Here is a 12,298-nt window from a genome sequence, read left to right on the forward strand (position 1 = left end):
AAACAAAAAAGCTCTTCAACAAAAAGCTGAAGAGCTTATATTACCAAACTTTACTCACTCAATAGAATTACTTAATTAAACAAGCGTCCTTGGTCACGCCATGCTTATCAAAGTACTCCTGGAAAGCCAATGGTGTTCTACCACGACCAGACCATTCATGAGTTTCGCCATCTGCATCAATAATACGATATTTAGCTTCGACTTTTTTCTTTGTAGTAGTAACTACCAGATCTTTGATATCTTCAAAACCAATACCTGCTTCCTGCATAGTTTTGCGAATCATATCAATTTTCGCATTTTTTTCACGATCTGCTTCAATACGCTCTAACTCACTGACTTCTTTTTCTTTCAAGATATCAGTTAGATCGATAATGATTTTTTCAATGTCCGTTATTGATAAGTCCTGACACTGCTTACGGAGAGAATTCTTCCTTGTTAAGATTTTTACGATATCAGTCATTATTCAACTCGATAAATATTAATTAACTTCAGACGTATTATCGCCAAAAAATTCAATATTTCAAGAAATTAACATTTTATTAGTTAATAATATTTAAAAAGACCTGAATTATTCAAAATTAGTGGTATCACCTGCGCCTATTCTTATAACTTCCGGATGATCTTCCATTAAACTAACCACTGTCGTTGCGGACATACCACAATATCCGCCATCGATAACCAGATCTAACTCATGCTGCAGTAAATCCCGAATTTCATAAGGGTCAGTCAGTGGTTCACTTTCTCCAGGCATTATTAAAGAAGTACTCATAATGGGTTCATCTAATTCTTCTAATAAAGCCTGAACAATTTTATTATCCGGAATACGCAAACCAATAGCCCGCCTTTTCGGATGCAGCAGTCTGCGAGGCACCTCGGTAGTTGCTTTTAAAATAAAAGTATAGGCGCCCGGCGTATGCGCCTTTAATAATCTGTACATCTGATTATCAACTTTTGCATAGGTGCCTATTTCACTCAAATCACGACAAACCAGAGTGAAATTATGTTTATCATCTAATTTACGGATACGTTTTATTTTATCTAATGCCGATTTATCACCTAAATGACATCCTAATGCATAAGCGCAATCTGTCGGATAGACAATAACCCCACCTTTTCTAATAATATCGACCGCTTGCTGAATCAGCCTTTTTTGCGGATTTTCCGGATGTATCTGAAACAACTGGCTCACAATATAACCTCGAAAATAATAATCACGAATTCACTACATCTAATACATGCGGCAATTGAGCAGGCACGCCGGGAAAACATCCTAAGCTTGTCCAATGATAAGCAGGATTATGAAAATCACTGCCTCCCGATGCGAGCAACTGATGCTTTTCAACTAATACCGAGAGCGCCCTTTGATGGTCCGGCGTGACTGCCGGATATCCAACCTCCAACGCGTCACCTCCCAACTCGCTATAATGCGCCACCAAATAACGAATCTTATTCATGGTTAAATTATATTTCGTTGGATGCGCCAATATACTCAATCCGCCTGCATCTTTGATAATATCAATAATTGACGCCAACTCAGGCCACTCAACTTTAACGTCACCCTTTTTACCGGCACCCAAATACTTTTTAAAGGCCTGCTGCTGATCACTCACCAACTTCAGATCCAGTAGCGCCTGGGCAAAATGAGGACGCCCTATCTGACCACCTGCGGCACAATCAATTGCTGCTTCCAGCAGATCAGGAAGACCCGCCTTCTCCAATCGCAGGGCGATCGCTTTCGCTCTGTCCATGCGCAGCTGATCTAACATCTGAAGATGCGAGGTCAGGCGCTCATTATCCACATCAATATTAAGACCAACCACATGAACCACCTGCTTTTCCAGCTTGCAGGTTAGCTCCACCCCTGAAATAAGCCTTAAATCAGCCGAATACCCCGACTTCATCAGCGCCTGATAACCTTTCATTGTGTCATGATCAGTTAACGCCAGTAATTTAACACCCGCCGCGCATGCTTTTTCTATTAGCACCTCGGGTGCCAATGTCCCATCCGACGCCGTCGAATGGGTGTGAAAATCATAAGAATGTGCAAGCATATCAATTCCGGGTTTATAAGCGGACAACAGCTCTATATACTTTAGAGCCCTTTAGCTAATTATACGACTATGAAACTACTTCTCGACTTTTTCCCGATAATTATTTTTTTCGGTGTGTACAAGTATACCGGCGACATCATCATGGCGACTGCCATTTTAATACCTGCCACTTTATTACAAATACTTTACACCTGGATCAAAGAACATAGAATCGAAAAAATGCAGCTAGTCACCCTCGTGCTCGTTATTATCATGGGTGGTGCGACTGTCATATTTCAGGACAAAACATTTATTCAATGGAAACCCACTGTCGTCAACTGGTTGTTTGGTGTTGCTTTCCTTGGAAGCCACTTCATTGGCGGAAAAACCATCATTGAAAGAATCATGTCTGCCAATATCGACTTGCCACAGCATGTCTGGAAAACTCTTAATTTTGCCTGGGTGTTCTTTTTTCTTTTAATGGGTGTTATCAACCTTATTGTTGCTTACAACTTTTCGGAAGAAACCTGGGTCAACTTTAAGTTATTTGGCATGCTAGGACTCACTGTTGTCTTTATTGTGATTCAAGGCCTTTACATGTCTAAGTATATAAACAATACAGAATAGGAGCTTGTGTTATGTTTTATGCCATTATTGCTGAAGATAAACCGGGTACACAGCAGGCTCGTATCAATGCACGAGCCGAGCACCTTGCCAGACTAGTGACACTTAAAGAACAAGGTAAATTATTTGTAGCCGGGCCACACCCCGCTACAGACTCTGAAGACCCTGGCGAAGCAGGGTTCACCGGCAGCTTGGTTATTGCTGAATTTAACTCATTGCAAGACGCCCAGGCCTGGGCAAATCAGGATCCTTATATCGTTGCAGGCGTTTATGCCAAGGTTACCGTTAAGCCTTATAAAAAAGTATTACCCTAAAAGTGTAATATTTTAATAATTGTACTGTTTTATGGTTCCAAACTTGCGACAGTCAACGTAAAATACCAGATAGCTTAAGTGTGTGAATACTTTCCCATTTTTGATCTGTTAACAGTAGATTAATGGACAGTGGGCTAGATTCATGAAATATTACGAATGCTATAACCCATTATTCACAAGGATATAAATATGAAAAAGCTCGCTATGACCGCAGGTTTCGCGCTTGCGATGAGCATGTCAGCTGCTGCCCTGGCTCACCCAGTAAACAGCGGTTATGTTACCGACTCAGGTGATACAGTATGGCGCACCGGTTTTGGTGAGTGCTGGCACGCTGGTAACTGGACACAAGACAAAGCGACTGTTGAAGGTTGTGATGGATACCAGAAAATGGCAGCTGCTGCACCAGCTCCAGCTCCTGCTCCAGCACCAGCAGCAATGCCTGCTGACAAAAAATTCGCTGTATTCTTCGATTTCGACAGCGCTGTTGTTGATAGCGTTTCTGACATCGCTAACTACGTTAACGGCTTAGCTGCCGTAAGCAGCATCCGTTTAATTGGTAACGCTGACTACATCGGTACAAGCGCTTACAACGATGCACTTTCTCGTCGTCGTGCTGAAAACGTTGCTGCTGCTCTTCGCTCAGCAGGTGTTGATAGCAATGCTATGACTGTAGATGCTTTGGGTGAAACTGCTCCTATCGCACAGTGTTCTGGCCGTGGTGCTGCTTTGATCAGCTGCCTACGTGCTGACCGTCGTGTAGATGTTCAGATCTCTGGCAAGAAGTAATTCTTCTTTGCTTGCAAGAAAAGGCTGACCATGTGTCGGCCTTTTTTTTAACTCTCTTTTAACACTCATTTTTAGCAGGTCATTTTATGCGAGTATTTAGCACTCTCTTACTGATAACCAGTCTATTATTGAGCTCAACCGGCTACTCAGAACAACAGTACAACGATCAAAAAGTTGTTTATCACATGAATTATCATGACGAGAGCCGTATTTCAGAAACAATGACCAATATCGCAAACCACATTCAAGCCGTAGGTGAAGAGCATATTGAGATAAAAGTTGTCGTTCACGGACAGGCTATTGAGTACTTTATGGATGCCGTTAAGGACCAGGCCAAACAGATTAGTATCGACTCACTGCGTCTTAGTGATGTTCAATTTATTATTTGCGGCAATACACTGGACGGCTATAAGGTTACTCGCGAAGATCTTTATGATGTCGAAGAGGAAGATGTTGTTCAGGCCGGCTTACCGACCATCATCGATTTGCAACAGAAAGGCTATATTTACGTACGCCCATGAAAATCACAGACTGGTTATCCTTTACAGCAGTGCCACAAATATCTGCTGAAACATTAAACACCCAGCTGAGCGAAGAAGGACATAACCTTTTTTTGCTGGATGTACGCAGCCATACCGAATGGAAACTCAGCCATATTCCTGCAAGCCACTGCATACCTGTTTTCAATATTGATATCTCACAGATACCAAAAGACAGCCGCATTATCTGCATCTGCTTAACCGCTCACCGAAGCACCCCTATCGTCAGGCAGCTATTACGCCATGGCTATGATGCATACGAACTGACAGGCGGCATGCGCCATTGGTGGAAGCATCACTACCCGACGAATAATCACGCATAAAAAAGGCAGCTATCATAGCTGCCTTTTTTGCACATCAATCTGCGCTAGCCCACCCAAACACGTGCATTACGGAACATACGCATCCAGGCACCATCTTCAGACCATTCATCAGGCGCCCATGAGTTTTGTACCGCTCTGAAAACACGTTCCGGATGCGGCATCATAATCGTGACGCGTCCATCCGCTGTGGTCAGGCCGGTTATACCATCCGGCGAACCGTTAGGATTCAGTGGATAAGTCTGCGTGACTTTACCGTAGTTATCGACATATTTCAGAGCAACGCTTTCAGAAGCCTGCAACGCTGCCAGCTGTTCAGCCGAAGCGAACTCCGCATGACCTTCACCATGAGCGATAGCAATCGGCATCCGTGAGCCTTCCATACCCTGCAAGAAGATGGAGCTGCTTTTCTGCACTTCCACCGTAGCAACACGTGCTTCAAACTGCTCAGACATATTACGTACAAAATGCGGCCATAAATCAGCACCCGGAATAAGTTCATGCAAGTTTGATAACATCTGACAACCGTTACACACTCCAAGCGTAAAGGTATCTTTACGTTCGAAGAATGCACTGAACTGCTCACGTGCACGCTGATTAAACAGGATAGACTTAGCCCAGCCTTCACCAGCACCTAACACGTCACCGTAGGAGAAACCTCCACAAGCAACCAAGCCCTTGAACGCATCCAAAGCAATACGTCCTTCCAGTATGTCACTCATATGCACATCGACTGCAGCGAATCCGGCACGATCAAACGCAGCGGCCATTTCAATCTGACCATTCACTCCCTGCTCGCGCAGAATAGCAACGCGCGGACGCTCACCGGATGCAATTAATACAGCGGCAACATCGTCGTTGACATCATATGTCAGCGATACCTGAATACCCGGATCTTCCTTATCCAGCACACGCTCAAATTCCTGCTCTGCACAGGCTGAGTTATCACGCATCGCCTGGATACGGTAAGAAGTTTCAGACCACCAGCGCTGCAATTGCACGCGCGATGCACAATAGATTTCGTCTTCATCAAAGTGCAGGCGTACCTCATCGTCCTGATTGGTTGAGCCAATCACCATGACAACATCACCTAAGCCTGCCGCATTCAACTCCACCAATACCTGCTCGGTATTTTCACGCTTAACCTGGATCACCGCACCCAGCTCTTCATTAAACAGCGCTGCCAGCCATTCTGACTGATCCTGTGCAATCATATCCAGATTAACATCGATCCCGACATGTCCGGCAAATGACATTTCAGTAATGGTCGCCAGCAAGCCACCATCCGAACGGTCATGATAAGCTAACAGCAAACCTAAATTATTTAATTCCTGAATAGCCGCAAAGTAGGTCGCTAACTGCTGTGCATCATCAACATCAGGTACGCTGGTACCCACTTTGTTATACACCTGAGCTAATGCGGATAAACCCAAGCGGTTTTTACCATTCCCTAAGTCCAGCAAAATAAGATCTGTTTCACCCTGATCTGCACGCAGCTGAGGCGTCAACGACTTACGCGCATCCGTTACCGGCGCGAAACCGGAGATAATCAATGACAATGGCGCCGTCACACTTTTATCTTCAGCGCCGTCTTTCCAGACAGTCCGCATCGACATAGAGTCCTTACCCACCGGAATCGTGATACCCAACTCCGGACACAACTCCATACCGACCGCTTTAACGGTATCGTAAAGCTTTTCATCCTCACCCGGATGACCTGCTGCACACATCCAGTTAGCTGACAATTTCACATCAGAAATATCAGCAATCGGGGCTGCTGCAATATTGGTCAGCACCTCACCAATGGCCATTCTTCCTGAAGCAGCGGCATCGATCAGCGCTAACGGGGTACGCTCACCCATCGCCATTGCTTCACCCGCATAGGTATCGTAAGCCGAGGTAGTGACAGCACAATCTGCAACAGGCACCTGCCAGGGACCGACCATCTGATCACGCGCGACTTGCCCGGTAATGGAGCGGTCACCGATCGTAATCAGGAATGATTTTGAAGCGACGGCCGGGAATTTCAACACCCGCTCAATCGCTTCTTCCAGCTTAATCTCAGCCGTATCAAATTCGGGTAATGCATACTCGATACGCTCAACCGAACGGTGCATTTTTGGCGGCTTGCCAAACAATACACTCATCGGCAGATCAACCGGCTTATTCTGAAAGTGAGTATCACCTAAGGTTAGATGATGCTCTTCTGTCGCATCACCCACCACGGCATATGGACAACGCTCACGTGCACACAAGGCCTCAAAACGCGGCATATCTTCCGGTTTAACTGCCAGCACATAACGCTCTTGCGCTTCATTACACCAGATCTCCAGTGGAGACATTCCCGGCTCATCATTATTCACACTGCGCAGTTCAAAATGACCGCCGCAGCCACCATCTTTTACCAGCTCGGGGAAGGCGTTAGATAAACCACCGGCACCTACATCGTGGATAAAGGCGATCGGATTATTATCGCCCTGCTGCCAGCAGCGATCGATAACTTCCTGACAACGACGTTCTAATTCGGGATTGTCGCGCTGAACTGACGCAAAATCTAAATTTTCAGAAGAGGTACCGGATGACATAGATGAAGCCGCACCGCCCCCCAAACCAATCAACATCGCAGGGCCACCCAGACAGATGAGCTTAGCGCCCACGCTGATCTGACCTTTATCAACATGCCCGGCACGAATATTACCCATACCACCGGCGATCATGATGGGTTTATGATAACCGCGCACCTCTTCACCCGCGGCACCATTCACTTTTTGCTCAAAGGTGCGGAAGTAGCCGGCGAGGTTCGGTCGACCAAACTCATTATTAAAGGCCGCGCCACCGATAGGCCCTTCAAGCATAATATCCAACGCGGAAACAATACGGCCAGGCTTGCCATATTGAGACTCCCACGGCTGGCCGAACCCCGGAATATTCAGATCGGATACGGTAAAACCAGACAGTCCGGCTTTCGGCTTGCCACCTTTACCGGTAGCCCCTTCATCACGAATCTCACCGCCTGAGCCGGTTGCCGCGCCTGGATGTGGCGCAATAGCCGTTGGGTGATTGTGTGTTTCAACTTTAATCAGGATATGAATATCTTCCTGATTAGCAGAGTATTCGGCAGTCACCGGATCAGGGAAGAAACGCCCTGCCTTACTGCCGGCGATAACCGCCGCATTATCCGAATAAGCCGACAGCACATTTTCGCCACCCAGCTCATTGGTATTGCGTATCATTGAAAATAGCGATTTATCCTGCGCTTCACCATCGATATCCCAGGATGCATTAAATATTTTATGGCGGCAGTGTTCAGAGTTTGCCTGCGCAAACATCATCAACTCGACGTCTGACGGGTCACGCTGCAACCCGGTAAAGCTCTCCAGCAGATAATCAATTTCATCTTCAGCTAACGCCAGCCCCAGGTCCTGATTTGCTCTTACTAAAGCGGCACGCCCCTCTTTTTGCAGACTAATAGTGTTAAGCGGCTTAGGCTCGGTATGTACAAACAACGAATCTGCAGCCTCTAAGTTCAGTAAAACACGCTCAACCATACGGTCATGCAGCAGCGCAGAAACCGCTGACTGTTGTTCAGCAGTCAACTCAACAGAGGAACTTACAAAATATGCAATCCCTCTTTCTAAACGTTTCGTTTTGCTTAAACCACAATTTCTGGCAATATCAGTTGCCTTGCTTGACCAAGGTGAAATAGTACCGGCACGAGGAACAACCAGCTGTAACAATCCTGCTGGTTCTTTAACCTCGGCTTTAGGGCCATAATGAAGGATACGAGACAGCACTTGCTGTTCATCGTCAGTCAATCCTTCAGAGGTATCGGCAAAGTGATAGAATTCACCATAAACAGCTGTGATAGCAGAGACTTCACTCTGCAAAGCAGCTAAAAGTTTATCGTGACGGAAGGCAGAAAGAGCAGGTGCTCCACGCATTACTAGCATGTTGATCTCGAGCCTCTTAAATGAGCCAAAACAGACAGGAAAAGTAAGCGGGCATTTTACCTGAATCTAGCGCTCAAGTACCAGAAAAGGTCCTTATGTTATTTAACTTACGCAGAAAAAGAGATGTTTTACACTTACTGACGATCCTTGTGATCATCAGTTTGCCTGCGTTGGTCAGTTACAATTCCATTTCTCAGCTTGAAGTCATTAAGATGAATGGCAGCCTCAGAGTCGCTACACGTAACACACCAAGCGCCTATTATATTGACAAAAGCGGCCCGGCCGGCTTTGAGTACGAGCTAGTCAAAGCCTTTGCCGATGATCTGGACGTCGAGATAGATCTGATCGTACCCGACACGATAGAAGGCCTGTTCCAGACCATTAATAAACGCGACGCACACATCGTTGCTGCAGGCATTAATGTTTCAGAAACCCGTCAAAACAATTTTGAATTCTCCAGGCCTTATGCCGAAAGCATCTCCACTGTTATTTACCGCCAAACACAAGGCGTACCTGCTCCGACTAATGTCGCCGATCTGATCGACAAAAAGACAGTCGTTTTAGCCAACTCGATTCAGGCAGATCAACTCAAAGAGCTTAAAAACCAGCATGCTGATTTGAGCTGGGAAGAGACCAGCGAGCTTACTAACACCGATATCCTCGACAAAGTTTTTAACAAAGAAGTCGATTACGCCATCGTTGACTCCACCGTCTATGAATCGCAAAGTTCCTTCTACCCGGGACTCAATAGCGCTTTTACGATCGGTAACCACCAGCCTATCGCCTGGATCATCACCCCAAACCGAGACGGCTCTATTAAGCGCGCTGTTAACAAGTTCCTTGGCAAAGCTAAAACAAAAGCACTCATCCGCTCTTTAAAAGAAAAATACTTCGGCAAACAAAATCCATTAAATTATTTTGATACTGTTACCTTCAAACAAGATATGGAAACCTATCTTCCGTCGTTAGAGCAGTATTTTTATATGGCCGAACAAGAAACTGATATCGACTGGATGCTACTGGCGGCCGTTGCCTACCAGGAGTCTCATTGGAAAGCGGATGCCGTATCACCCACAGGTGTGAAAGGGATCATGATGCTGACAAACGCCGCCGCTAAAGAAGTTAACGTTATGGATCGTACCGACCCCATACAAAGCGTTTTAGGTGGCGCACAATACTTACTTAACGTTAAGGGCAAAATACCTGATCGAATACCAGAACCTGATCATACCTGGTTTGCGCTGGCTGGTTACAATGTTGGTTTCGGCCATCTGGAAGATGCCAGAATCCTGACCCAACGCGCCGACAAAGATCCCGATAAATGGGATGATGTCAGGGAGTTCTTACCACTGCTCTCCAAAAAGAAATACTTTTCAACCGTCAAATATGGCTATGCCCGCGGACAGGAACCCGTCCAGTATGTCGATAATATCAAAAAATACATTGAATTATTAGAATGGGAAAAGCAGATTCAACAGATAAGGAAGGCACGGGACGCCTCTATTCGCGCTATAGAAGAAGAGAAAGAAAAAGCCACACCTTCTACTATCACTGAAATAAAAAACATACCTGCAACGCTATAATTCTTCGTTTTTATCACGGCGTTTTTGCTCACGCCGCTGCTTAAAGAACTGACTTAGTTTTGCGCTACAAGTATCCGACAAAATACCCGCTGTATACTCTACCTGATGATTCAGCCACGGCTGCTGCAAGAAAGACTGACGACTAACAATCACGCCAGCTTTTGGCTCATACGCACCAAAAATCACTCGCCTGACCCGCGCATGCACCATCGCCCCTGCGCACATCGAACAGGGTTCGAGGGTCACATACAGATCAGCATTCACCACCCGGTAGTTGCCCACATTCGCGGCGGCATCACGTAGCGCCATAATCTCAGCATGCGCTGTCGGATCATTTTTACTGATCGGCTGGTTCCAGCCACGCCCGATAATTTCCCCTTCCAACACCACCACAGCGCCCACCGGCACTTCACCCAGCTCCGCGGCACGATCTGCCAACAGCAGCGCCTCTGACATCCAGTCCTGATCTGTTTTTTCCACTTATCTGTCCACATCAACAAAAAAGCCCACCGATGTGAGCTTTTTAACGTTACCAATTAATTACCAAGGCAGTAAATTACTCCCACTCGATTGTCGCCGGCGGCTTACTCGACACATCGTAAGTCACACGCGATACATGAGCGATTTCATTGATAATACGACCCGAGACCGTTTCCAGCAACTCATACGGAAGGTGTGCCCAGCGTGCTGTCATAAAGTCGATGGTTTCAACCGCACGAATCGCAATCACGTATTCATAACGACGCCCATCGCCGACGACACCGACAGATTTCACCGGCAAAAAGACCGCAAATGCCTGGCTGGTTTTGTGATACCAGTCGGCCTTATGCAGCTCTTCGATAAAGATAGCATCCGCTTCACGCAGGATATCTGCGTATTCTTTTTTCACTTCACCAAGAATACGTACCCCTAAACCCGGGCCTGGGAAAGGATGACGGTAAACCATATCGTATGGCAGACCTAACTCAAGACCGATTTTGCGAACCTCATCCTTAAACAACTCACGCAAAGGCTCGACCAAATCCATTTTCATATCATCCGGCAAACCGCCGACATTATGGTGGGATTTAATCACATGCGCCTTACCGGTTTTAGCACCCGCTGATTCAATTACATCAGGATAAATAGTCCCTTGCGCCAGGAAGTTAACATCCTTAAGTTTGGTCGCCTCTTCATCAAACACTTCAATAAAGGCATTACCTATAATTTTGCGCTTCTTCTCAGGGTCATTCTCACCCTTCAAACGACCAAGGAACAGGTCCGCGCTATCCGCACGAATCACTCTGACACCCATGTTCTTGGCGAACATGTCCATCACCTGATCGCCTTCATGCTTGCGCAACAGACCATTATCCACAAACACGCAGGTTAACTGATCGCCAATCGCCTTATGCAGCAGTGCAGCAACCACCGAGGAATCAACACCGCCAGAAAGCCCCAACAACACCTTCTGATCACCTACCTGAGCGCGTACCTTTTCAATCTGGTCGGCGATAATGTTTTCCGCCGTCCATAGGGATTCTGTCTCACAGATCACGTGTACGAAGCGCTCCAGAATGCGCCCGCCCTGCTTAGTATGCGTCACCTCAGGATGAAACTGCAGACCATAAAAATGCTTAGCCGGATGACACATAGCCGCAATCGGCGCTGAATCTGTAGACGCGATAACACTGAAACCTTCCGGTAACTCAGTCACTTTATCGCCGTGGCTCATCCACACATCCAACAGCAAGGAACCATTGTTCGCGATATGATCTTCTATCCCTTCCAGCAGGCGACTTGCACTGTCCGACAGGCGCACTTTTGCATAACCGAACTCACGCTGATCAGAGGATTCAACTTTCCCTCCCATCTGCTCAGCCATCGTCTGCATACCGTAGCAGATACCCAGCACAGGCACGCCCAGTTCAAAAACCAACGCGGGAGCACGTGGAGAATCCTCTTCGGTCACCGACTCAGGACCACCCGCCAAGATAATGCCATTTGGGTTAAATTCGCGAATCTCTGCTTCTTCCATATCCCAGGCACGGATTTCACAATAAACCCCTATTTCACGTACGCGACGTGCGATTAGCTGGGTGTATTGAGATCCGAAATCAAGAATCAGTATGCGTTGCGCGTGAATATCTGTCGTCATGCTCAGTGGCTCCAC

The 12,298-nt window shown here is 46.5% G+C and carries 12 protein-coding genes; 6 read left to right on the forward strand and 6 right to left on the reverse strand.

Going from position 1 to position 12,298, the window contains the following annotated elements; translation table 11 throughout:
- Window positions 1–67 precede the first annotated feature (67 nt).
- From BM099_RS03000 to BM099_RS03010, 3 genes are all read right to left on the reverse strand, one after another.
- Complete coding sequence (locus BM099_RS03000; RefSeq protein ID WP_090724267.1) at window positions 68–460, reverse strand: H-NS histone family protein; 393 nt, start codon at window positions 458–460, stop codon at window positions 68–70.
- Window positions 461–568: 108 nt separating this feature from the next.
- A complete protein-coding gene (locus tag BM099_RS03005; RefSeq protein WP_090724269.1) occupies window positions 569–1,189 on the reverse strand; it encodes an L-threonylcarbamoyladenylate synthase in 621 nt (206 codons plus the stop codon).
- Between the two features lie 22 nt (window positions 1,190–1,211).
- Window positions 1,212–2,051, reverse strand: coding sequence for a PHP domain-containing protein (locus BM099_RS03010; RefSeq protein WP_090724271.1), 840 nt, complete (start codon window positions 2,049–2,051; stop codon window positions 1,212–1,214).
- A gap of 69 nt (window positions 2,052–2,120) precedes the next feature.
- Between BM099_RS03010 and BM099_RS03015 the strand changes: the two genes are divergently transcribed.
- The 5 genes from BM099_RS03015 to BM099_RS03035 all read left to right on the forward strand — a co-directional run bounded on the left by BM099_RS03015 (window position 2,121) and on the right by BM099_RS03035 (window position 4,616).
- Window positions 2,121–2,657 (forward strand): septation protein A, encoded by a 537-nt coding sequence (locus BM099_RS03015; protein ID WP_090724274.1) that lies wholly within the window; start codon window positions 2,121–2,123, stop codon window positions 2,655–2,657.
- An 11-nt stretch (window positions 2,658–2,668) separates the two neighbouring features.
- Window positions 2,669–2,968, forward strand: coding sequence for a YciI family protein (locus BM099_RS03020; RefSeq protein WP_090724276.1), 300 nt, complete (start codon window positions 2,669–2,671; stop codon window positions 2,966–2,968).
- Between the two features lie 189 nt (window positions 2,969–3,157).
- On the forward strand, window positions 3,158–3,754 hold the full coding sequence (locus BM099_RS03025; protein WP_090724280.1) for an OmpA family protein: 597 nt from the start codon (window positions 3,158–3,160) through the stop codon (window positions 3,752–3,754).
- Window positions 3,755–3,840: 86 nt separating this feature from the next.
- Entirely contained in the window at window positions 3,841–4,275 is a 435-nt protein-coding gene (locus BM099_RS03030; RefSeq protein ID WP_090724282.1) for a DsrE family protein, read from the forward strand.
- Entirely contained in the window at window positions 4,272–4,616 is a 345-nt protein-coding gene (locus tag BM099_RS03035) for a rhodanese-like domain-containing protein (protein ID WP_090724285.1), read from the forward strand. Before BM099_RS03030 ends, BM099_RS03035 begins: the two co-directional genes overlap by 4 nt.
- Before the next feature lie 44 nt (window positions 4,617–4,660).
- On the opposite strand, the gene purL is transcribed toward BM099_RS03035, so the two are convergent.
- Window positions 4,661–8,563, reverse strand: coding sequence for a phosphoribosylformylglycinamidine synthase (gene purL, locus BM099_RS03040; RefSeq protein WP_090724287.1), 3,903 nt, complete (start codon window positions 8,561–8,563; stop codon window positions 4,661–4,663).
- 95 nt (window positions 8,564–8,658) lie between these two features.
- Here purL and mltF point away from each other — a divergent pair, with 95 nt between their 5' ends.
- Entirely contained in the window at window positions 8,659–10,146 is a 1,488-nt protein-coding gene (mltF, locus tag BM099_RS03045) for a membrane-bound lytic murein transglycosylase MltF (protein WP_090724291.1), read from the forward strand.
- Here the strand turns inward: mltF and tadA are convergent.
- Both tadA and guaA read right to left on the reverse strand, forming a co-directional pair.
- Window positions 10,141–10,626, reverse strand: coding sequence for a tRNA adenosine(34) deaminase TadA (tadA, locus tag BM099_RS03050; protein WP_280522126.1), 486 nt, complete (start codon window positions 10,624–10,626; stop codon window positions 10,141–10,143). The two genes, mltF and tadA, sit on opposite strands and share 6 nt — an antisense overlap.
- 76 nt (window positions 10,627–10,702) lie before the next feature.
- Complete coding sequence (gene guaA, locus BM099_RS03055; RefSeq protein WP_090724294.1) at window positions 10,703–12,283, reverse strand: glutamine-hydrolyzing GMP synthase; 1,581 nt, start codon at window positions 12,281–12,283, stop codon at window positions 10,703–10,705.
- Between the last annotated feature and the right edge of the window lie 15 nt (window positions 12,284–12,298).

Origin of the sequence: Neptunomonas qingdaonensis, assembly GCF_900113275.1 — a bacterium.
Classification (GTDB): Bacteria; Pseudomonadota; Gammaproteobacteria; order Pseudomonadales; family Balneatricaceae; genus Neptunomonas; species Neptunomonas qingdaonensis.

What these genes read in the sequence shown, in the direction of transcription:
- BM099_RS03035 (WP_090724285.1), top strand. Translation starts at nt 4,272, where the DNA reads ATGAAAATCACAGACTGGTTATCCTTTACAGCAGTGCCACAAATATCT.
- BM099_RS03015 (WP_090724274.1), top strand. Translation starts at nt 2,121, where the DNA reads ATGAAACTACTTCTCGACTTTTTCCCGATAATTATTTTTTTCGGTGTG.
- BM099_RS03020 (WP_090724276.1), top strand. Translation starts at nt 2,669, where the DNA reads ATGTTTTATGCCATTATTGCTGAAGATAAACCGGGTACACAGCAGGCT.
- BM099_RS03025 (WP_090724280.1), top strand. Translation starts at nt 3,158, where the DNA reads ATGAAAAAGCTCGCTATGACCGCAGGTTTCGCGCTTGCGATGAGCATG.
- BM099_RS03030 (WP_090724282.1), top strand. Translation starts at nt 3,841, where the DNA reads ATGCGAGTATTTAGCACTCTCTTACTGATAACCAGTCTATTATTGAGC.
- mltF (WP_090724291.1), top strand. Translation starts at nt 8,659, where the DNA reads ATGTTATTTAACTTACGCAGAAAAAGAGATGTTTTACACTTACTGACG.
- BM099_RS03000 (WP_090724267.1), bottom strand. Translation starts at nt 460, where the DNA reads ATGACTGATATCGTAAAAATCTTAACAAGGAAGAATTCTCTCCGTAAG.
- purL (WP_090724287.1), bottom strand. Translation starts at nt 8,563, where the DNA reads ATGCTAGTAATGCGTGGAGCACCTGCTCTTTCTGCCTTCCGTCACGAT.
- guaA (WP_090724294.1), bottom strand. Translation starts at nt 12,283, where the DNA reads ATGACGACAGATATTCACGCGCAACGCATACTGATTCTTGATTTCGGA.
- BM099_RS03010 (WP_090724271.1), bottom strand. Translation starts at nt 2,051, where the DNA reads ATGCTTGCACATTCTTATGATTTTCACACCCATTCGACGGCGTCGGAT.